Origin of the sequence: Pseudomonas sp. GCM10022186 (assembly GCF_042656385.1) — a bacterium.
Taxonomy (GTDB): domain Bacteria; phylum Pseudomonadota; class Gammaproteobacteria; order Pseudomonadales; family Pseudomonadaceae; genus Metapseudomonas.
In genome coordinates, this window is sequence record NZ_JBHSOU010000025.1 from 64,484 (window position 1) to 87,244 (window position 22,761).

Annotated in this window: 13 protein-coding genes; 10 read left to right on the plus strand and 3 right to left on the minus strand. The window is 57.0% G+C overall.

Annotated features, from left to right (window positions below; all coding sequences use genetic code 11):
• Positions 1 to 1,468: CoA-acylating methylmalonate-semialdehyde dehydrogenase (locus ACFPU0_RS11625; protein ID WP_377693144.1), on the minus strand; the 1,468-nt coding region annotated here is incomplete at its 3' end.
• A gap of 116 nt (positions 1,469 to 1,584) precedes the next feature.
• Here ACFPU0_RS11625 and ACFPU0_RS11630 point away from each other — a divergent pair.
• On the plus strand, positions 1,585 to 2,526 hold the full coding sequence (locus ACFPU0_RS11630; protein WP_377693145.1) for a LysR family transcriptional regulator: 942 nt from the start codon (positions 1,585 to 1,587) through the stop codon (positions 2,524 to 2,526).
• A gap of 370 nt (positions 2,527 to 2,896) precedes the next feature.
• Here the strand turns inward: ACFPU0_RS11630 and ACFPU0_RS11635 are convergent, their stop codons facing one another.
• Positions 2,897 to 3,880, minus strand: coding sequence for an MDR family oxidoreductase (locus tag ACFPU0_RS11635; protein ID WP_377693146.1), 984 nt, complete (start codon positions 3,878 to 3,880; stop codon positions 2,897 to 2,899).
• A gap of 421 nt (positions 3,881 to 4,301) precedes the next feature.
• Here ACFPU0_RS11635 and ACFPU0_RS11640 point away from each other — a divergent pair, with 421 nt between their 5' ends.
• From ACFPU0_RS11640 to ACFPU0_RS11670, 7 genes are all read left to right on the plus strand, one after another.
• Positions 4,302 to 5,801, plus strand: coding sequence for an aldehyde dehydrogenase family protein (locus ACFPU0_RS11640; protein ID WP_377693147.1), 1,500 nt, complete (start codon positions 4,302 to 4,304; stop codon positions 5,799 to 5,801).
• 63 nt (positions 5,802 to 5,864) lie between these two features.
• A complete protein-coding gene (locus ACFPU0_RS11645) occupies positions 5,865 to 6,989 on the plus strand; it encodes an alkene reductase (RefSeq protein ID WP_377693148.1) in 1,125 nt (374 codons plus the stop codon).
• A gap of 65 nt (positions 6,990 to 7,054) precedes the next feature.
• Positions 7,055 to 8,020 carry an LLM class oxidoreductase gene (locus tag ACFPU0_RS11650; protein ID WP_377693149.1) on the plus strand — a complete coding sequence of 322 codons (966 nt, stop codon included), beginning with the start codon at positions 7,055 to 7,057 and terminating at the stop codon, positions 8,018 to 8,020.
• Between the two features lie 147 nt (positions 8,021 to 8,167).
• Entirely contained in the window at positions 8,168 to 8,473 is a 306-nt protein-coding gene (locus tag ACFPU0_RS11655; RefSeq protein ID WP_057384357.1) for an ArsR/SmtB family transcription factor, read from the plus strand.
• Between the two features lie 955 nt (positions 8,474 to 9,428).
• Positions 9,429 to 9,929, plus strand: coding sequence for a (2Fe-2S)-binding protein (locus tag ACFPU0_RS11660; protein WP_377693150.1), 501 nt, complete (start codon positions 9,429 to 9,431; stop codon positions 9,927 to 9,929).
• A complete protein-coding gene (locus ACFPU0_RS11665) occupies positions 9,922 to 12,222 on the plus strand; it encodes a xanthine dehydrogenase family protein molybdopterin-binding subunit (protein ID WP_377693151.1) in 2,301 nt (766 codons plus the stop codon). Before ACFPU0_RS11660 ends, ACFPU0_RS11665 begins: the two co-directional genes overlap by 8 nt.
• Positions 12,223 to 12,961: 739 nt before the next feature.
• Positions 12,962 to 14,137 carry an XdhC family protein gene (locus ACFPU0_RS11670; protein ID WP_377693152.1) on the plus strand — a complete coding sequence of 392 codons (1,176 nt, stop codon included), beginning with the start codon at positions 12,962 to 12,964 and terminating at the stop codon, positions 14,135 to 14,137.
• Between the two features lie 50 nt (positions 14,138 to 14,187).
• On the opposite strand, the gene ACFPU0_RS11675 is transcribed toward ACFPU0_RS11670, so the two are convergent.
• Entirely contained in the window at positions 14,188 to 15,138 is a 951-nt protein-coding gene (locus ACFPU0_RS11675) for a GlxA family transcriptional regulator (RefSeq protein ID WP_377693153.1), read from the minus strand.
• Positions 15,139 to 16,470: 1,332 nt separating this feature from the next.
• Here ACFPU0_RS11675 and ACFPU0_RS11680 point away from each other — a divergent pair.
• Together ACFPU0_RS11680 and ACFPU0_RS11685 are read left to right on the plus strand one after the other, a co-directional pair.
• Positions 16,471 to 18,396, plus strand: a complete 1,926-nt coding sequence (locus ACFPU0_RS11680) for an AMP-binding protein (protein WP_377693155.1) — start codon at positions 16,471 to 16,473, stop codon at positions 18,394 to 18,396.
• A gap of 486 nt (positions 18,397 to 18,882) precedes the next feature.
• A complete protein-coding gene (locus ACFPU0_RS11685; protein ID WP_377693156.1) occupies positions 18,883 to 22,683 on the plus strand; it encodes a hypothetical protein in 3,801 nt (1,266 codons plus the stop codon).
• Positions 22,684 to 22,761: the final 78 nt, after the last annotated feature.

A 22,761-nucleotide genomic window follows, 5' to 3' on the forward strand; every position in this document is an offset into this window, starting at 1 on the left:
GCTGCATGATGGATTTTTGCTTGGTATAGAAACGCACGCCCTCTTCACCGTAAGCATGCATGTCCCCGAAGAGGCTCTTCTTCCAGCCGCCAAAACCATGCCAAGCCATCGGCACAGGAAGCGGGACGTTGATGCCGACCATCCCTACCTGGATACGGCGACTGAATTCACGGGCTACGTTGCCGTCACGGGTGAAGCAGGCCACGCCATTACCAAATTCGTGATCGTTGACCAATTGCACGGCCGTAGCGAAATCAGGCACACGAACGCACGCGAGCACCGGACCAAAGATCTCTTCCTGGTAGATGCGCATATCCGGAGTGACGTGGTCGAACAGAGTACCGCCCATCCAGAAGCCCTCTGCACACCCTTCACCTGCCTCCGCCCCATTGAATTCACGGCCGTCAGCCAACAACTGGGCACCTTCTTTTACGCCGAGCTCGATGTATTCCGTGATCCGGGCATGTGCAGCGGCCGTAACGATTGGGCCCATTTCAGCGGCCAGGTTGGTGCCATTGAGAACTTTCAAGGCTTTGGTCCGTTCCAGCAGCTTTGGCACGACCTTGTCGGCCACGTCACCAACCAGCACCGCCACGGAAATCGCCATGCAACGTTCGCCGGCTGAGCCGTAGCCCGCGCCGATGAGGGCATCCACGACCTGGTCGACATCTGCATCCGGCATGACCACCAAATGGTTTTTCGCACCACCCAACGCTTGCACACGCTTGCCATGGCGAGCGCCAGTTTCGTAGATGTAGTTGGCGATTGGCGTGGAGCCAACGAAGGACACCGCCTTCACTTCGGGGTGCACCAACAACGCGTCTACGGCTTCCTTGTCGCCCTGCACAACGTTGAACACACCATCCGGCAGGCCTGCTTGCTTAAGGAGGTCTGCCATGAACAGGCTGGCGCTCGGGTCGGTAGGGCTGGGCTTGAGAATGAAGGTATTTCCCGCGGCTATTGCCACCGGGAACATCCACATCGGCACCATCACGGGGAAGTTGAACGGGGTGATACCGGCAACAACACCCAGTGGCTGACGCAGCGTCCAGTTATCCAGGTTCGTGGACACCTGGTCGGAGAAATCGCCCTTGAGCAATTGGGGGATGCCACAGGCAAACTCAACGATATCAATACCGCGTGCGACTTCGCCCAAAGCATCGGTGAAGACCTTGCCGTGCTCAGCAGTGATCATGTGAGCCAACTCGTCCTTGTTCTGGTTCAACAACTCCAAGAACTTGAACAGAACTCGCGCCCGGCGAATCGGTGGGGTGTTGGACCAGCTTGGAAAGGCTGCCTGGGCGCACGCTACCGCAGCATCGACGTCTTGGGCGGTACCTAAACGCACACGGCCGCTAACAGCTCCAGTGGCGGGGTTGTATACGGGCTGAGTGCGAGTGCCGTTGCCGGTGACATGTTCACCGTGGATGTACTGGGCAATCTCTTGAGTATCGTTTGCTTGGCTCATGACGTGTCTCACTACGATGGGTAAGTCGGAAGTGCCCCCAGAGCCTAGGGAATCCCCCTCCCCCCAACAACGCCACAAACTTGAATTGATTGTTCACGATGGTGAACAATAGATCCATGAACGACAAAAATATCGAAGCCCTTTGGGCTCATCTGCATTGGCTGATCGTCCTGGAGCAACAAGGCAGCTATACGGCTGCTGCGGCTCGCCTTGGAGTGAGCAAGGCAGCCATGAGCCAACGCATCGTTGAACTCGAACGCGCAGTCGGCATGCCGCTGGTGCGGCGTACAACCCGCAGCATGCGCCTAACCGAGGTTGGCCAGCGTCTGGTGGATGACATTCGAACGCCGTTCGAGCGAATAGCGCACAGCTTCGCGGGTGTCCGTGACTTGGCGGGGGTGCCGACCGGGCTGCTGCGCGTGACGGCCCCTGTCGCCCTCGCACGTCAACAACTGGTGCCGCGCTTGGCAGAATTCTCACGTGCCAATCCTGAAGTCCGGTTGGAGTTGGAGCTTTCCGACCGCATCAGTTCGCTGTCGATGGAAGGGTTTGATTTGGCGATCCGGCACGCAGCCACCGTACCGGACACGCATGTGGCCTGGCAGTTATGCAACACGCGGTCCCTATTGGTCGCCAGCCGCGCCTACCTGCGGCGCCGTCATGCGCCTAGCACACCTGAAGCGCTGTCAGAACATGACTGCTTGTATTACCCGCGCGCTCAAGAGACGCCCACCTGGGCCTTCGAACCTCTGGATAGCCGTTCAGGGGGCGAGAGAGTCACGGTGGCAATCACCGGTCCGTTCGCAGCCAACAATAGTGAGGCACTGCGTGATGCAGCGATAGCAGGACTGGGCATCGCACTACTGCCAGATTTCAGCGCTCAGGCGGCCCTGGAAGCCGGAAAGCTGGTCGAGGTTCTCCCTGAATGGGTGCCTGTGGGAACGTTCGCTGAACGGCTCTACGCCGTTCGCCCCTACGCAAGCCATGTGCCGTTGGCGGTCTCCACGTTTGTGAGTTTTCTGCGCCACGCATGGGTATCCGGCTTCGCACCGAAGTAGCGTCTTCGACGTCGACACTGCTCTCAGCGGGTTCGCGGTTGCGGATGTAGGGATAGAAGCAGTGAGGAGACTTTGCGGAGCGGTGAGCTCGCACCCGGGTCAGGCAGATCGCCAGTCAGGGGGAGTGAAACTGCTATTGCAGAGAACATCCCCGCCCTACCCTGCATTGACTGCTTTGTCGCAACAGGCCACCGGGGGTTTTCTCATAGACAGCAAACGACGGTGGCTCGCGCCACCGCAGTTCGAGCTGCGGCAGCGCTTGCCCACTTACTCCTGGCGCAGTCAGAACTCACGCCAGGAGTGATGGCCGAAGACCTGCGTCGGGAACTTCCACTGACCAAGCGCAGGCTTACTACTGGAGCACTGTTGTTCAGCGGTTTACGTCCACCACCAGACGACCCCTTACTTTCCCTTGTAACAGATCGCTCGCTGCCTCAAGACTCTGCGGCAGCGCAATCTCGCGCGTGATGTCGGTCAGTTTATGGAAATCCAACTCGTCACAGAGACGGCTCCACGCTTCGACTCTTCGTGCATAGGGCTGCGTGACACTGTTGACGCCGAGCAGACTTACGCCTCTCAGAATGAAGGGCGCTACTGATGCCGGGAAATCCATACCTTGAGCCAAACCACAGGCAGCTACCGCACCTTCTGCTTGAGTACCGGCACAGACATTGGCGAGCGTATGGCTTCCGACAGAGTCGATTGCGGCGGCCCATCGTTCCTTTGCAAGCGGACGCCCCGGCTCTGACAGCTCAGATCGATGAATGACAGTCTCGGCTCCGAGCTGCTTGAGATACTCGGTTTCCTCAAGCCTCCCTGTCGCAGCGATCACCGAATACCCATTGTTGGCTAGGAGCGCGATCGCAAAGCTTCCCACTCCACCGCTGGCTCCAGTGACCAAAACCTTACCGTGCTCCGGGCGGACTCCATGACGCTCCAATGCCATCAGGCAGAGCATGGAAGTGTATCCCGCCGTACCGATGGCCATCGCCTGTTGCTCACTGATGCCCAGGGGAAGTGGAATCAGCCAGTCACCGTTGACTCTCGCTTTTTGCGCCAGGCCTCCCCAATGGGTCTCACCTACTCCCCAGCCATTGAGCAGCACCTTGTCTCCGGTCTGGTACTTGGGGTGTGTGCTGTTCTCGACGGTGCCAACGAAATCGATCCCCGGCACCATCGGAAATTGGCGCACAACTGGGCTTTTTCCAGTGATTGCCAACCCATCCTTGAAATTGAGGGTGCTATAGGACACCCGTACGGTCACATCACCTTCGGGCAGTTGTTCGTCGCTCAGGTCGGTAATCCGAGCCTGGTACGTCGAGTCGACCTTATCAATCAAAATTGCCTTGAACACATTCACCTCCATTTAGACCGGTCGTCTATAAATCAAAAGCATCAGCGTTCGATGCGGGTATTAACCCCTTGATGAAACATCGAGGAGTTGATCCATGAGTCACTTGGGACGACGCCTGGCGCCTTCCCAGCCAACTCTGCCGAGAACTGCCCATTCCGGACGCAGGATGGCAGTCACACGTAACGCATTCCCCTCACGATCCTAAGAGGTGATCTCGCAAGCTGTAGGCTTGACGATTTCATGTGCGCATAATTAGACCGAGCGTCTCGAAAAGTCAAGCACGCATGCGCCAATCCAGGAAGCGGACCTTGTCGCACAAATTTCCGGCTGGAGAAAATTGCGGAAACTAGATATTGACATATCTCGATATGGCAAATAGCTTAGAAATCGCAAGCCACCCTACCCCCCCTGGAGATACCCCATGCAAAAGCTCGACGTTACCCTCCCGACCTACGTACCCGACAGCAGCTACGGCCTGTTCATCGACAACCAATGGGTTGCTGGTGAAAGTGGTGAGACCCTTTCCATCATCAATCCCGCTAACGGGCAAACGCTCACCAGCATCCCGAACGGCACAGCCGCCGATATCGATCGTGCGGTGCAGGCCGCTCAGCGCGCCTTCGAAACCTGGCGGTTTACCAGCCCCATCGAGCGCGCCAATGCCCTGCTGAAAATTGCCGATCTGATGGAAGCCGATGCAGAACGTTTCTCCGTCCTGGAGACTCTCGACGTAGGCAAGCCGATCCGGGAAAGCAGCAGCATCGACGTCCCGCTGGCCATCGATCACTTCCGTTACTTCGCCGGCGTGATCCGCAGTCACTCCGACGAGGCGGTCATGCTGGACGAGCAGACCCTCAGCATCGTGCTCAGTGAGCCGCTGGGCGTGGTTGGCCAAGTAATTCCCTGGAACTTCCCGCTGCTGATGGCAGCCTGGAAGATCGCCCCGGCCATCGCGGCGGGTAATACCGTGGTCATCAAACCATCCGAACTGACCCCGGTTACCATCCTTGAGCTCGCGAAGATTCTCGCCAAGGTTCTACCGGCCGGCGTCGTGAACATCGTCACTGGCACGGGGGCCTCTGCAGGCCAGGCGCTGCTGGACCATCCGGACGTGCGCAAGCTCGCCTTCACCGGCTCGACCGGTGTCGGCATGCGTGTCGCCGATGCGGCGGCGAAGAAGCTGATTCCGGCGACCCTCGAGTTGGGCGGCAAATCGGCCAATATCGTCTTCCCCGATGCCAACTGGGACAAGGCCGTGGAAGGCGCTGCTCTCGCCATCCTCTGGAACCAGGGCCAGGTTTGCGAATCCGGCGCACGGCTGTTCGTCCATGAGTCGATCTATGAGCGCTTCCTAGCCGAGGTCCAGCAGAAGTTCGAAGCCGTGCGCGTGGGCGACCCGCTGCATCGGGACACCATGATGGGCGCCCAGGTCAGCAAGACACAAATGGAGCGCATCCTTGGTTACATCGATATCGCCAAGCAGGAGGGCGCACGGGTGCTGATCGGCGGTGGTCGCCTGACAGGGCCTGCTTACGATAACGGCTTCTTCATCCAGCCGACGATCCTGGTCGACGTGCGCAACGACATGCGCGTGGCTTACGAGGAGATCTTTGGCCCGGTCCTGTGTGTGATTCCGTTCAAGGATGAAGCGGAGGTCATCGCCATGGCCAACGACTCGGACTACGGGCTGGCCGGTGCGGTCTGGACCCAGGACATCAATCGCGCGGTGCGCGTGGCACGTGCGGTGGAAACCGGTCGCATGTGGGTGAACACCTACCATGACATCCCTGCCCACGCGCCCTTTGGTGGCTACAAGAAGTCCGGCCTGGGAAGAGAGACCCACAAGTCCATTCTCGAAGCCTACAGCCAGAAGAAGAATATTCTCGTCAGCCTCAAAGAAGCGGCCCATGGCTTGTTCTGATGCTGTGAAGCGGGTTCAGTTTGCCCACTAACATCGATAAATCGAGATATGCAGGTAATTGAAATGAATCAGTCTGTCCTCTTCAAAACCACCCAACTGGGTCCGTACACCCTCAAGAACCGCATCGTTCTGCCGCCGCTGACGCGCTCCCGTAGTTCCCAGCCCGGCAACATTCCGAACGATCTCATGGCCACCTATTACCGCCAGCGTACCGGTGCCGGCTTCATGGTGACCGAGGGCACCCAGATCGAACCCCGTGGTCAGGGTTACGCCTGGACCCCAGGCATCCACAGCGCCGAGCAGGTCGAAGGCTGGCGCAAGGTCACTGATGCTGTGCATGCCGAAGGGGGTGTGATCTTCGCGCAACTCTGGCATGTCGGCCGCGTGTCGCACACCTCCCTGCAGCCCCGCGGCGAAGCGCCGGTTGCGCCCTCGGCTATTCGTGCGGATAGCGTCAAGGTGTTCATCGAGACTGGCCCCGGCGCGGGGGCGTTGGCCGAGCCTTCCACTCCGCGAGCGCTGTCGACCGCAGAGGTGAAGGAGTTGGTTCAGCTCTATGCCAAGGCCGCCCGGAATGCGTTGGACGCCGGTTTCGACGGCGTAGAGATTCACTGTGCGAACGGCTACCTGGTGAACCAATTCATTTCCGCCCATACCAACCGTCGCGATGACGAATATGGTGGCTCGCTGCAGAACCGCTTGCGCTTCCTGCGCGAAGTCACTGAGGCCGTTGCCGGCGTCGTGGGTAAGGAGCGCCTGGGCGTTCGCTTCGCACCGCTCTTCGCTACCACTGATGAGGATCGCGTCTACCTCGGCCTGGTTGAAGAAGATCCGCATCAAACCTATGTCGAGGCGGTGAAGATTCTCGAGGAAGTGGGCATCGCCTACCTGTCGCTCGCCGAAGCCGACTGGGAGAACGCCCCCGAATTGCCCGAGGCGTTTCGCGAGGATGTTCGCAAGACCTTCAGCGGCAAGATCCTCTATGCCGGTAAGTACACCGCAGAGCGCGGTAATCGTGTGATCCAGGCTGGCTGGGGCGACCTGATCGCGTTCGGTCGACCCTTCATTGCGAACCCGGATCTGCCCGCCCGCATCGCCAACAATTGGCCGCTGAATCCGGTGGACCCGACCAGCATGTATGGCGGTACTGATAAGGGCTACACCGACTACCCGACCTATCAACCCTAATGATCGTCGCCGCGCCCTGAAGCCCCAGGGCGCGGCTCGTGGCCTTCCAGTAGAGGAAGATAGAGATGTATCAACCGAGCACTGTTCCTTACCAAGACCATCATGGGTTCAGAAGAACCTTCATGCCGGGCAACCTGAGCCTGGGGTTGTTCTTCCCACTGGAGGCCTTCGAGTGGGATACGCCGACCATGCACAATCAGGTGGCATTGGCGAGACGGGCCGAAGAGCTAGGCTTTGCCACGCTCTGGTTTCGCGATGTTCCACTTAGGGACCCGGACTTTGGTGATGTCGGCCAGGTTTTTGACCCGTGGGTCTACCTAGGCTACATGGCCGCCCATACCACCAAGATCGCCTTGGGTACCGCTTCAATCGCCCTGCCCTTGCACCATCCTTTGCATACAGCCAAGGCGGCAGCGAGCGTCGACCAATTGAGCGACGGTCGGTTACTACTGGGGGTGGCGTCTGGAGACCGTCCGGTGGAGTTTCCCGCATTCAACGTCGATCCCGAAAAACGGGGCGAGGTCTTTCGCGAAAGCTGTGAAGTCATACGCCAGGCCCATTCCAGTTCGTTTGCGCCCATTCGCTGGAGCGGCGGTGAGCTGCTAGGGGCTGACCTCATCCCCAAGCCTACAACCCGTGAGATCCCTCTGTTCGTGACCGGGCATAGCCGCCAGTCGCTCGATTGGATCGCGCGCGAAAGCCATGGATGGATCAACTATCCACGCCCTCCGAAAATTCAGCAGATGATCGTCGAGGATTGGCGGCGTGAAGTCAGAACGCAGTGTGGCCCCGTCTACAAACCGTTCATGCAGTCGCTTTACATCGATCTCGATGCATCCCCGTCTGCCCTTCCCTCTCGAATTCATCTTGGGTTCCGTTTGGGACGTGACCACCTGCGGGCTTTACTGGAGGCGCTTCAGGAAATCGGTGTGGACCACGTTATCCTGAACCTGAAATACGGCAGACGCCCCGCAGCCGAGGTTATCGAAGAGCTTGGCAAGCACGTTGTCCCTCGCTTTGGCGCGTTTTAGGCTGCCTCGTCAGCCTGGCGGAGCAATGGAATTGAGTCATGAGCGGTTCGGAGACAAGCGGTCGGTGAAGGTCACTTTGAGGCCTTCCCTTTCTCCGCTTTGACGAGGACAATATCGTAATATTGCGAAAAATAGGTATCTCGATCTATGAGTATTGACGTGAATGAAGCCCTGAAGGCTTTGGCAAACCCGATTCGCCTCGCCATCCTCAACTGGCTCAAGGACCCTCGGGCAAGCTTTCCTGAGCAAGAGGTCGATCCGGAAACGGTCGGGGTGTGCGTCAGCATCATCCAGGAGCGTACGGGCCTTTCGCAGTCCACCACATCGCTTTACCTGACAGCGTTGCAACGCGCGCAACTGGTGACATCGCAGCGCATCGGCCCCTGGACCTACTACAAGCGACATGACGAAAACATCGAAGCCTTCTTTACGGCGCTGCAGGAGAGGATCTAGGCCAATCCTGCCGGACATAGCTGGGACAGCCTGACGAACGACACATTGAGACCGATGTCCGCTCGATTACAGCCTGAGGATGATGACAGCGTTAATCTCCTCTACTTCGCCCGTGGAGTCGTAGTGATTCGCTACGTGTTCACGTACGTCTTCCTAGACCGCTTTGGCCGACCGAATCGAGTCGCGGGCTAGTTCGACAGCTCGATCCTGCATCCCCGTTGCCCATCGTATCGATGCTGTTTCCAGGCCATGGGGTAAGCGACCTGATCCCCTCACTTGTCCATAAGAGCTAGCATCGCACTACTCTGGCCTGCTAGCCCGCTGTACCACTGGTAGCCCACTTGCCCACCAACACAGGGTCTTTGGGAAACCGACTCCACGATAAATAATGTCCTAAATCATTGCGCTTTTGACATTGCCTCCCCCTCCCCCATTGCTAGACTCACTTTAATTCAAAATTTTACGAATGGCCTATGAGCGAAAGTCGGGATTACAAATCTGAATTTGAGTAGTGTATTGGTAATTCGAAACTGCTCAGCCAACCATTTGTGGCGTTTAAATGTTCTCTCCGATGATCAGAGTAGGCGGCTTTCGGAGAACAAGAGAGCCTGGTGCATACACGTTATCTATCGTGTGGACAACTCACAAAATCAGAACAACTTGATAGTCTTTTGCTGCAATTGCACCGGCTTTGATAAATATTGAAAACTTGCCCCAGGCCGATTCTTGCTTCGATGAATGTCGCATCAAGAAGGAACGGGAGGTTTTTATCTTCTATGCCCTGGCGACAAGCTCCCGCACACCAACAGAAGAACGCAATCATAAATAGAATCATTGAGCAAATTGCGCGATGTCATTTTAAGTCGGCGACAGCCGCACTCGGCGCCTCAAGCGTCTATCGGGACAGGTGTGTTGAATGATGCTCTGAATCTATAGTTCAACTATGGAGGTTGCCATGATTGAGTTCTTTCTTAATGAAAAAAAGGTTGAGACCAAAAGTGGTGATGACACACCGTTGCTGTGGGTTATTAGAGATGAATTTAAACTCAAAGGTACAAAGTTCGGTTGTGGTGTTGCCATGTGTGGCGCATGCACTGTTCACGTCGACGGCAACGCTATTAGATCATGCGTCTACCCGGTAGGGATGGTCCGAGGTATGCGAGTGACCACAATTGAAGGGCTTGGTGACAATCATCCTCTACAGCAGGCCTGGGTAGAAAACCAAACTCCTCAATGTGGTTACTGTCAATCAGGTCAGATTATGCAGGCTGCGGCTTTGCTCAACCGCACACCTAACCCAAGCGACGAAGACATCGTAAATCATATGAGCTCAAACCTTTGTCGGTGCATGACGTACCGACGCATTAAGTCAGCCATCAAGCACGCGGTATCGAAACAGTTAACACAAGAGCACTCCCTTGGTGCGTCAAATCTTGCGGAGGTTAACAATGATTGATATTAACGAAAGTATCATTGTCGATACGGGTGCTTTGTCCCGTCGCAACTTCCTGGTTGGAAGTGTCGCCGGCACCCTATTCTTAGCCTTCGCCCCAAGCTTCTACTCACTAGCCAGTCCGGCAAAGGACATACTGGCAAACAAGCTATTTTCCCCAACCATCTGGTATCAGATAGATGGAGAGGGGGTAGTAACTATCAATATCGCCAAAGCCGAAATGGGCCAACATGTAGGTACTTCCCTGGCCCGCATCATCGCCGATGAGCTTGGTGCAAACTGGGACCACGTACGAATTTCTCATGTGGACACCGACCCTAAATGGGGAATGATGGTCACAGGGGGTTCTTGGTCAGTGCATACCTCCTTTACAGCACTCTCTCAGGCTGGCGCAGCGGGACGACAATCCCTTATCGAGGCAGCAGCAAAGCTCAAGGATGTACCACCTACGCATTGTGATACTGAAAACGGCTACGTGCTGACACCAGTAGGGAGAATCAGTTTTGCGGAAGTCGTTCAAAAGGGATCATTTGACCGAACATTCAGTCCAGAAGAACTGAGCAAGTTCACCCCGAAACCTACCAACAAGCACGTTCTTATTGGTACTGATTACAAAGCGTTAGACATTCCTCAAAAAACCAATGGAACGGCTGTGTACGGAATCGACGTGGAAGTCGAGGGCATGGTATTTGCCCGTCCCATCGTCCCGCCAACACGGTATGGAAGTCGTGTAATAGGTGTGGATGAAAGTCGCGCTAAAACGCTGCCGGGTTACTTAGGACACGTAGTTCTTAATGATCCAAGCGGCGTCCTCCAGGGTTGGGTTTCAGTACTCGCCGTTGATTATCCAACTGCGATCAAAGCCGGTAATCTTATAAAGGTAGACTATCAGCCGGGCCCAACAGAGAAAGTCAGCGAAAATGACATATTGCAGGAGGGAGAGCGCCAGGTTCGAGACCCTAAAGAAGGGTTCCTATTTGTCGATTATGGAAATGTTGACAGCGCAATCCAAAAAAATCCAAATACAATCGAAGCAATATACAAAACCCATACGGCACTGCATTTTGCGCTGGAGCCTCTTAATGCAACTGTACAATTTAAGGATGGCGTCTGGCACATTCATGGTGGGAATCAGTGGCAGTCATTGACATTGCCATCACTCGCAAAAGCTCTTGAAGTCGATGAAGCAAGTGTAGTGATCCATCAGTATTATCTCGGCGGAGGATTTGGACGGCGTCTCTGGGGTGACTACTTGATCCCTGCAGCGCTGACAGCCAAACAGTTTGGCAAGCCGGTGAAGTTGATCTTTACGCGTGAAGACGACTCGCGTTTCGATCAAGTACGGTCAGCATCTGTACAGCGGTTCAAGGCCAACTTCACAGAGGCCAACCAACTGATCGCCCTTGATCATGCTTTGTCCGCAGGCTGGCCGACTTTGACGATGGCGCCGATGGTATTGGCCGACAGCGTAGACAAAAAAGGTAAAGTCGATCCATTTTCAACCAGTGGCGCCGATCATTGGTATTCCATGGAAAACCATCGAGTTCGCGCTATAAAGAACGACCTCGCCCAAAGGACATTTCTTCCCGGGTGGCTGAGATCTGTCGGTCAAGGGTGGATCGTCTGGGGACTTGAATCCTTTATTGACGAGTCAGCCCATCGCGCCGGCGTCGATCCTCTTGAGTTCCGCTTACAAATGCTGGATGGCAAAGGCAAACAAGCAGGAATACCACCTGAGACGGTTGGTGGCGCCCTCCGACTTAAACATGTACTTGAGGTGCTGAAAAAACAAATTAATTATGGTTCTACGTTGGAACCGAACGAAGGCATAGGCATTGCCTTGTCATCAGGACAAGAGCGCACGAATGCTGCTCTTATCGCCACATCAGCCCATGTCAGGGTCGATCCGGATAATGGGAGCATCCATGTCAAGAAACTGGTGATGGTGGTGGATGCGGGCGTAATCATCCACCCCGATGGCGCACGTGCTCAATTAGAGGGAGGGGCACTGTGGGGTGTCAGCCTGGCCCTTAATGAACAAACGGAATTCGTCAACGGACAAGTTCGCGATGTGAACTTGAATAGCTATACACCTATCCGCATGAACGAAATACCTGAGATTGTCATTGAGTTTATCGAGAGTAGCGAGTTTCCCGCCGGTCTGGGGGAGCCTGGAGTGATAGGTATAGCCCCAGCTATTGGAAATGCCGTTTATCAAGCGATAGGAGTCAGGCTTCGGGACCTTCCCATGAGGCCGGATCACATTCTTAAAGCGCTTGAAAAGAAGGTAGGTTAGCCATGGCTAAACTGTTTCCGACAATCAGTGCATTGGCGATATTCGTGTTCTCCGGAATTTCACACGCCGACCCTTATCAGGACTACGTAAACGCTCCCTCACCGGAAACAGCGTTCAATTACATACATCAAGTGATGACACATCAGCGGTGTGTGAATTGTCATGGGGTTATTAAATCTGGTGTTCAACGGCCGATGGTGGGTGAGGACAGTCGCTTGCACCCCATGAATATTTCTTCCGTACACAACCTGCACTTGAAGGTAGACGGCAAACAATTTGTTCAAATCCCTAACACAGCCCAGCCTGTCAATTGCAGGAGTTGCCATCAGGACGTAAACGGCGATGCACCCGGGATGCCGCCAGGCGCCGCAAACGACTTGATGCCCGGATTCGTTTGGCACATGCCACCTCCGACCATGATCCTGATGAGAACCATGACCGCTCAACAGCTTTGTGAACAATTGCTCGATCCGCGGAGAAACAGCTTCTTAGCCGCTCGGGGAGGGCGTGACGACCTCGAAACATTCAAGAGGGAGTTCAATCATCATGTGAATGACGACCCACTGGTCAGGTGGGCATGGGAGCCTGGACCCGGACGAGTCCCCGCGCCAGGAACTCACGCTGAACTCGTTAAAGCCATGAAGCTTTGGACCAGTGCTGGCGCGCCGTGTCCAGGATCATAAATCACGACTAGCACGGTAATTCATGCGGCACATGGGCAAGATCATGGGAGAAGTCTATGTTCACGGGAACGACTGCTCTACTGGCCGCATTCTCTGTCCTTGAACGGGAGAATGGAGAAGCCGTGCTCGCTACAGTGGTCAAGGTCGAAGGCTCTGCTTATCGCCAACCCGGTGCACGCATGCTTATCCCTCTCTACGGCGCTACCGTTGGCAGTATCAGTGGAGGCTGCTTAGAGTCAGAGGTGGCAAAGAAGGCATGGTGGTTGACCGATAGCGGAGCGTCGGTGGTGCGTCGTTATAGTACCGCCACTCAAGACACCGATGACGATCAGGACGAAGCACTCACCCTAGGCCTCGGCTGTAACGGCACGGTCTACGTACTGTTTGAACGCCACACCCCGGACAAACCGCTGCCAGCACTCGAACTACTGCGCTGGGTGCGCCGAAGTGGGCGGGCCGGCGCGTTGGCCAGCGTTACAGCGAGTTACCGCAATGCCCGCGTCAGAGTTGGGGATCAGTTGCTACTGCACCCCGATCAACCTAACAACGGGCACCTGATGGATGCAGCCCTCGAGGCCCAAGTACGCAGAGACCTCGCCGATACGTTGGCGCAAGGCCACTCGGCCCTACGCACCTATCACAATACACATGGCGAAGTGGAAGTCTTCTTCGAGTACCTTCCGCCCCAGCGTCGCATCGTGATCTTTGGCGCTGGGAACGATGTCCAGCCCTTAGTTCTGATGGCCAAACTGCAGGACTGGCATGTGACAGTGATCGACAGCCGCGCCCATTTCGCTCGCAAAGAGCGTTTTCCCCATGCTGACGCTGTGCTACATGTGGATGCCCAGCCGCCCTACATCCTGGATGAAGTGACGGACGGTGCATTAGTCGCGGTGATGACCCACAGCTACAAACAAGACCGTCACTGGCTCGGAGGCCTGTTGCGGGGCTGCCCAGCCTATATAGGACAGCTAGGTCCGCGTGATCGTACCGAATGCCTACTCGCTGAGCTCTCCGAGCTAGGTCCAGAACTATCGGCGTTTGAGCGCCTGCACTTCCCCATTGGCCTGGATATCGGGGGTGACACGCCAGAAAGTGTTGCCACCTCTATTCTTGCCGAGATGACCGCCGTGTTGAACCGGCGCAATGGTGGCATGCTTAAAGATCGCCGAGCGGAAATTCACGCCTCCACGCCGAAAGATCATTGCGAACTCGAACGACGGCCAGACTGATTTCATCCTGGTCTATCTAACCAAGGTGGTCGGTCAACCGCATAGGATGTTTAAGACTCACCATTGGCACATTCGTGCAATGCATTACGCATTAGCTGCGGTGGCTTGCCGTAGGCTCGCAAGAAAGCTTGCCGCATACGCTCGCGATCTCCGAAACCTGTCTCCCGAGCAATCACTTCTATCGGATGGCGACTCGTTTCCATCATGACTCGCGCGGCTTCCACCCGCAGACTCTCGATGGCTCTCGCCGGGGTCTTTCCAGTCTCTTCACGAAATACCCGGCTAAACTGTCTTGGGCTCAGCTTTGCAACTTTTGCTAGCACTGAAACTGATAGATCCCGATGGAGATGCTCACGTGCATAAGCTAATGCCAGTTGTACTCGGTCAGACTTAGGATCGAGCTCAAGCAAAGCGGAGAGTTGAGATTGCTTTGGGCTTCGTCGCTGATCGATAACCAATTTGCGTGCGACCCGACGGACCAGGTCCCGACCGAGATCGTTCTCGACCATGGCCATTGCAAGATCGATTCCGGCGCTCATTCCCGCTCCGGTCCAGATCTCTCCGTCAACCACAAACAGCCGATCTTCTTCTACCTGTACGCCAGGGTAACGTCTCTTGAACTCTGGCACGTGTAGCCAATGAGTCGTCACACGCTTACCTGTCAGTAACCCGGCCTCAGCGAGCGCGTAAATACCCGTGCATAACGAGGCAATGCGTCGTGTTTGGTTGCTGAGGGTCGATAGGCTATTCAGCAGTCCTCGGCTGGGTAATCCTAGCTCCAGGAATCCACTGATAATAATGGTGTCGTAGCCAGACGTTACAAGCTTCTCGGTATTCACCGAGAAGCCTTGGGATGAAACTACAGCCCCCCCAGTCTCGGATACCAAGGTAAATATATAAACTTGCTCACCATATAATAGATTGGCGCATTCGAACACTGATCCAACCGCTAAGCTCATAGACTGAAACTGCGGGTAAACTACCAATGCCACCGTATGCATTGATCACCTCATTAGAACTTGTCGAGGCCGATTGTCTGGAGCGCTCATGGCAGGCGCAACCACTAAATAGGGTCATGTCCGAAATCATTGCGATAATGTCCTTGTCGCTGTAAAAAACATGCATATCCTTTAGGATCATGGTTTCGCTGCATACTAATTTAGGCATTCGAAATTGGTGAAAACAGGCACCATTCGAGTGCTGTGGCGATCTTTCAGTCAGTCCAGTTAGAGTTTCTGTAGCGACTAATTTGTTTTTGGGTTTTACCAGGATTGCTTAGCTTGGTGTCTGCCAAAAACTTTCTTATTTGAACCAAAGCACCCGTAATCTCTAATGTAGCCTTACGTGGCATGGCTAATGTGATACACGCCAATGCAGAGAAGTGGCCAAAGATAGAGGAGGTACTTTGGTTCTGCCATTAGAGTGGCTCGCATATATCGACGCTTTATAGGCTTATTCTTGCTGCGTTGTTACTTAAAATTAAAAACTGTAAGGCCTGCCAAGATCTATGTATTCCGAAGAGCGCTCTGGTTCGCTGGAGGATTAAGGGAGCGACGGTTGCTATTAGGCTCATGGCCTGGGACTGCCGCATGCCATTCATCTCCTTTTTGTTTGGGTGCCGCGCAGACCTTCCCAGGCAAGACAGCCCGCAGACTTGATTGCCAGCGGCATCAGTCCTCTATGGGGCACAAGCCTTCGGTAGTTCAGGCCGGCGGATGACCGTTTCCGCACTCGATCGCTCGAACTAGTCGCACTCCCATCAGGCCTACCTGCTGCCGCGGGAGCTGACTCATTTGCTCGAGAAGCGCGCTATGCCCGCGTGACCGTTGGAAACTGTAAACAGGACCCTGCGCTGCCCAGCCAACTCGCGCACTGTGTTCTACATACGAGACCCCATTTAGTGGGCCATAAGCCAAGCCTCCCTGGGGGCCAGGATGTATGGCTCAATAATTAGACCGATCGTCTCTAATGTCAAGCACCCGCATCCCCCCCCTGGCGCGCAGACGCTCTGATGGGGAACGGTGCTCCTCACCTCGGCGCGTTATGGTGACTTGCTTAAGCTGCTGCCGCATTTGTGCTGAAACCAAGGGCGCTTTCCCTGGACAGCCTGCCCGTTTTCGAAGCTACTTTTCTTTAAGGAGCTGTGTCGGTGCACCGTTTGCGCCACAGCAAAATCCTGGTGCCTGCTCAGTCCCGCCTGAAGGAGGACTCCGCACGCTGTCGAAGGTCAAGTAGTCGTGCCCGGAGGTCAAGCGACTGCCGGAACCGGCTGAGAGGATAGTTTCAGGTCCCTGCGGGCCGCCGAGATAACTCCAAGAATCAGGAGAAACCCCATGACTGCCTACCTGCACGCTTACGCCCGCGCGGCCGACGACCCGGAGGGGTTCTGGCACGAACAGGCCGCCGAGCTGGACTGGTACCGCTTCCCCAGCCAGATCTTTGCGGCGGAGCCCTCCGGTAACGGTCGTTGGTTCCCCGACGGGCAACTCAATACCTGCCACTTGGCGGTCGACCGGCATGTCGAGAATGGCGCCGGCGAGCGCTGCGCGATCCTCTACGACTCGCCGGCGACCGGCGTCCAGGAGCGCATCAGCTACCGCCAGTTGCAGGAACGTGTAGCCCGTTGCGCCGGCATGCTGCGCGCGCTGGGGGTCGAGCGTGGCGATCGGGTGATCATCTACATGCCGATGATCCCCCAGGCGCTGGTCGGTATGCTGGCCTGCGCTCGCCTGGGCGCGGTGCACTCGGTGGTGTTCGGCGGCTTCTCTGCAGCCGAGCTGGCCGTGCGCATCGACGACGCCCAGCCCAAGGTATTGCTCAGCGCCAGCTGCGGCATCGAGTACGACCGCGTGGTGCCCTACAAGCCGCTGCTGGACAAGGCCCTGGAGCTTGCTGGCGGAACCGCGCCACAGGTCGTGATTGAGCAGCGCGAGCAGGCCCGTGCCAAGTTGCGCGGGCCCCACGAGCACGACTGGCAGGTGCTACTCGCCAGCGCCAAGCCGGTGGCGCCGGTACCGCTGGCAGCTACCGACCCGCTGTACATCCTCTACACCTCCGGTACCACCGGAAAACCCAAGGGGATAGTGCGTGACAATGGCGGCCATGCGGTTGCTCTGAACTTCAGCATGCAGGCGCTGTACGACGTACAGCCTGGCGAGGTGTTCTGGGCGGCCTCGGACATCGGCTGGGTGGTTGGCCACTCCTACATCGTCTATGCCCCGCTGATTCGCGGCTGCACGACCGTGCTCTACGAGGGCAAGCCGGTGCGCACGCCCGATGCGGGAGCCTTCTGGCGGGTCATCGCCGAGCACCGGGTGAATGTGTTCTTTACCGCGCCTACCGCCTTCCGCGCGATCAAGCGCGAGGACCCGCAGGTGCGCCTGGCCAGCGGCCGCGACCTGTCCTGCCTGAAGGCGGTGTACGTCGCTGGCGAACGCCTCGATCTACCGACCTATGAATGGTTGCACAGCTTCCTGCCCTGCCCAGTGGTCGACCACTGGTGGCAGACCGAGACTGGCTGGGCGATCGCCGGCAACCCGCGCGGGCTTGGCAACTTTCCGATGAAAGCGGGCTCGGCCAGCTTCCCGCTGCCCGGCTACCGACTGGAAATCCTCGACGACGAAGGCCGGCCGCTGCCGGCCAACGAGCCGGGTAACATCGCCCTGTGCCTGCCCTTGCCGCCGGGCACCCTGAGCACCCTGTGGGGTGATCCGCAACGTTTCGCCGACAGCTACCTGAGTGCCTTTCCGGGCTACTACTGCAGTGGCGACGGTGGCTATCTGGACGAGGACGGCTACCTGTTCGTCATGGGCCGTGTCGACGATGTGATCAACGTCGCCGGCCACCGGCTTTCCAGCGGCAGCCTGGAGGAAGCCCTGGGAAGTCACCCGGCGGTCGCCGAGTGCGCGGTGGTGGCACTGGCCGAGGAGCTCAAGGGTGAGGTGCCGGTGGGCTTCGTGGTCCTCACGCAGGGCGTCCAGGCGGAGCCCGAGCAGCTCGAAGGCGAACTGGTGGTGCGGGTACGCGAAGCGATCGGGGCAATCGCCTCTCTGCGCCGGGTATTCATCCTCAAGCGCCTGCCCAAGACCCGCTCCGGAAAGATCCTGCGCAAGACTCTGCGAACCCTGGCGAAGACACCAGAGGTGGCGGTGCCGCCGACCATCGAGGACCCGGCGGTGCTCGATGAGATCCGCTTGGTGTTCGAACAGGCCGGGTGCTACGACCCGGAGCGTGCGGGCAAGGCGGCTACCGGGCATTGAGCAACCACACCGAATGGAAAAAAAGCCAGTCATCGTGACTGGCTTTTTTCTGCCTGCCGCCTGCCCCGCCGAAGAGATTCAATGATGAGTTCCCAGCCCGCAGACAAGAAAAAGCCCCGCCAGGGAGGACGACCTGACGGGGCTGTAGTTAAAGGGCCAGAGGCAGAGCGTTGAGTCATTCCTCAACTCAGCGCGCCCACCGAACTGGAGGCCGTCCAACAGGCAATTCAGTTCCTAGTGAAGGGATCGGGCCGGACCAGCAGGGTCGGGATCATACGTAAAGATCGGACTCAACTAGTGTCTGAATTCCTCGAAGTGCGGCTGTAGCCTACCGATGATCACCGCGGCATTTGCTAACCCTAGGCCGCTCGATCTGGGTTCTTCAATTAACCAGTAAAAGTCCCGTTTCGGACGTGTAAAGTGGCTAGCTTTCCAGCCGCTGAACTATTAACAACGGCACGACCCGATAAAGACGGTTTCAAAACCATGTTCGACGTAACACCTGACGATATTGTGCGGTTGAACGACGAGGATCTGCGGGAGCTCGTAGGCCGCCTGTGCGAGGCTGAACTGGCGAGCCAAGGGCCTTCTCCTGTAGCCGTCACCTGGGGTGGCAATCAGACTGCCGCCGACGGTGGCTTAGATGTGTGTGTCGCCTTGCCTTCAGGGACAGACATAGACGGCTTCATCCCCCGCGCCAATACGGGGTTCCAGGTTAAGACACCGGACATGCCGAGGGCGGCCATTCTGGCCGAGATGTGTCCAAATAATGGTCCGATTCGCCCTGTCATTCAGGAACTGGCCAATGCGCGCGGTTCCTACATTATCGTGAGTTCACATGGCTCCACGGCGGACATCGCGCTCAACAATCGGAGAGCGGCTATGCGATTGGCTTTGGTTGGTATGCCCAACGCCGATCAACTTCACGTCGACTTCTACGACCGCACTCGCTTGGCCACTTGGGTACGGCGTCACCCGGGCCTCGTTGTCTGGGTCAAGGAGAAGATAGGTCGCTCTCATCCCGGTTGGCATCCTTATGGGGCGTGGAGTGGTGCGATCGAGGGCGTTGGGGCCGAGTACCTGCTCGACGACAAGCTCCGCTTGAATCTTGGCAATCGCCGTGACGCTGTGGCTAAACCAGTTGCTGACGCCATAGATGAGTTGCGAGATGAGCTGCTTCAACCTGGCAAAATCGTACGATTGGTCGGCCTCTCCGGCGTTGGTAAGACCCGTTTCGTCCAAGCCTTATTTGATGCCCGAATAGGTTCGCGCCCTCTTCCCTCATCTCTTGCCGTCTACACCAACCTGTCGGACAACCCCAATCCCCAGCCAACTGGGCTGGTGTCGGATCTGATCGCCAACCGCATGCGAGTCGTCGTCGTCATCGACAATTGCCCACCCGATCTCCATCGCCGGCTTTCGGATCTGTGCTCCGCGCCAGGTAGCACCGTTAGTCTCATCACGGTTGAGTACGACGTACGCGGCGATCAGCCCGAAGCAACTCAGGTCGTGACCCTCGACACCTCTTCACCTGAGCTGATCGAGCGGCTTGTTGCCCGTCGTTACCCTCATCTATCTCAGGTCGACGCTCGCACAATTGCAGACGCATCCGGCGGCAATGCCCGCATTGCAATTGCCCTTGCTGGAACAGTGGGACACTCCGAGACGATTGCAGGCCTTTCGGACGACGAACTCTTCATTCGTCTTTTCCAGCAGCGGCACGAGCCAAACGACTCCCTGCTTCGCGCGGCACAGGCTTGCTCACTTGTGTATTCCTTCCAAGGCGAAGCGTTCACAGGAGATGAAGCAGAGCTTTTGCGCCTAGCCGTGCTTGCCGATGAAACACCTCGCGAACTCTTTCGACATGTCGGTGAGCTGCAGCGTCGAGACCTCGTCCAGCAACGCAGTGTTTGGCGAGCGGTATTGCCGCACGCTATCGCCAACCGTCTTGCCGCCCGAGCACTGGAGGACACGCCAGCTGACCTGATCGATCAGCAACTCGTGTCGGGCGGAACAGAGCGCCTTGCGCTGTCGTTCTCGCGCCGGCTTTCGTATTTGCACGAACATGAGCGAGCGATGGCCATTGTGGAGGGCTGGCTTGCCCCAGGTGGTTTCTTAGGCGATGCAACATCGTTTAGCGAATTTCGCCACGGAATGTTCAAGAACGTTGCGCCGGTGTTACCTGAACGGGCGCTCGCGGTCTTAGAACGTGCCGAAGATGGAGGCGTGGATGTAGCGGCGCGAGTATGGCGGCGATATCAGTCGCTGCTGCGTTCCTTGGCGTATGAACCAGGCCTATTCGAACGAAGTGCCTTCGCGCTTGTTCAAGCTGCGATGGATGGCGCGGATGAGCAAGAGCTGAAGGAAACCGCCGATATCTTCCTGTCGCTGTTCACCATCTATCTCTCTGGAACGCACGCCAGCGTCGAGCAGCGGCTCGCCCTCATCGAACGATTGATCCGATCCAACGAAGCGAGACAGCGCTCGCTCGGATTCGGGGCGCTAGAAAAGATGCTAGAAGCTTCGAGCTTCAGCTCGAGTCATCAGTTTGAATTCGGAGCACGATCACGGGACTACGGCTACCAACCCACGAGCGCTGAGGACATAACACAGTGGTACGAAGCCGTTTTGGATTTCCTTGAGCGATTGGCGTTCAGTGAAGACATCGTTGTCAAAGTGGAGCTTCGCGACCTGCTCTCCCGGCATTTTCGCGCCTTGTGGTCCGAGGTACGGGTGTTGGACAAGCTGGAGCACCTGTTCCGCAGATTTGCGGCCGAGGGGTTCTGGAATAAGGGATGGGCGGCCTGTTCTGAGACCATGCATTACGACCGAGACTGGCTAACTGCGCAAAGCACCGAACGCCTGGCTGTTTTAGAAGCCGAGTTGAGGCCATCCAATCTGCCCGAACGAGTCCGAGCGATGGTGCTAAGGAACAGTACCGACGGGCTTGATCTGGTGGATATGGAGCTGGAAGGTGAGGTGGAAAGCGAGTTCGAGCGGCCTGGGGTGATCGCCCGCGAGCTTGGCGAAGCCGTAGCCGCCAATGAAATCGTCTTAGACGGACTCATACCCGACCTCCTCCGTGGCGGAAACCTGGCCTGGAGTTTCGGCAACGGACTCGCCAGTAGGACGAATGCCCCCCGCAGCACATGGGTGAAGCTGGTGGAGGGTTTCGAGGGCGTACCGGTAGAGCAGCGTGATTCCGGCGTGCTACGAGGCTTTCTTGCCGAGCTCTGGGATCGAGACCGTGACCTTGTGCAAGAGCTTCTGGATGCTGCGCTCCATCAGCCAGCGTTGGGCGCGTTCTTCCCACTGCTGCAATCGGCAATGCCGCTAGATGAGCGTGGGTCCCAACGGCTAAAGCAAGCGCTCCTCGCCGGCCTGGCCCCAATCTGGATGTATCGCAACTTGGCGCTCGGACGGACTACGGATCAATTGTCCGGTGGAGAGCTAAAAGACTTGCTCATGCAGATCGCGGACCAGCCAGACGGCTTCGACGTGGCAGTAGAGATCCTGTCCATGCGCTATTACTCAAACCGTACAGAACAACGGGCGCATGAGTTAGAAACCCTTGAAGCCGGGCGTGAGCTGCTGAGGTATGTCATGTTAAGGAAGCACAATCAGCGCAGTGACTATAAGGTGGCGGAAATCGCGCGCACCTCCTTGGCCGGGGCGGGTCAGGGTGCTATCGCGGCCGAAGTTGCAACGCGATTGAGGCTGGCCGTTTCGGCGAATGAAACCTTTGCGTTCCACAATACCCACCTCTTGCAGGTCCTGCTCAGCGCCCAGCCAATATGCGTGCTGGAGGCACTGTTCGAGGGGGGTGAGGACGGGCAAAAGGCAGGTGTCCGGCTATTCAAGCAGCTACGCGATCGTGGCCCCAACCCAGCAAGTGAGATCTCCTGTGAGCACCTGATTGAGTGGTGCAATGGAGATAGCACTGTACGTTACCCGCTCGCTGCGTCATTCGTCCCATTCAAGCGTCGTCCGGAAGAAAGTGGCCCGGAGGTTTGGTCTGAACAGGCTACGGTGCTCCTGGCTAACGCCCCCGAACCTATTGACGTTCTGGCGGTATTGGTTGACCGGTTCAGGCCGTCGAGCTGGAGTGGCTCTCGCGCTGCACTGATGGAGTCGAACGCGTGCTTACTCGATGATCTTGAGGGGATGATTCCGGCCGCACTCTTACCGTATGTGGCCGAAGCCAAGGGCCAACTGGCGCGAGAGATCGCCCGTGATCGGCAATCAGAGGATGAGCGGGATCAGGTTATTGATGAGCGGTTCGAATGAGTTTGGGTGACTTTCAGACTTCTGAAGAGCAGTGAGGGGGATTAACACCAGCTTACCAGTGCCGCGCCCTGAGGGCGT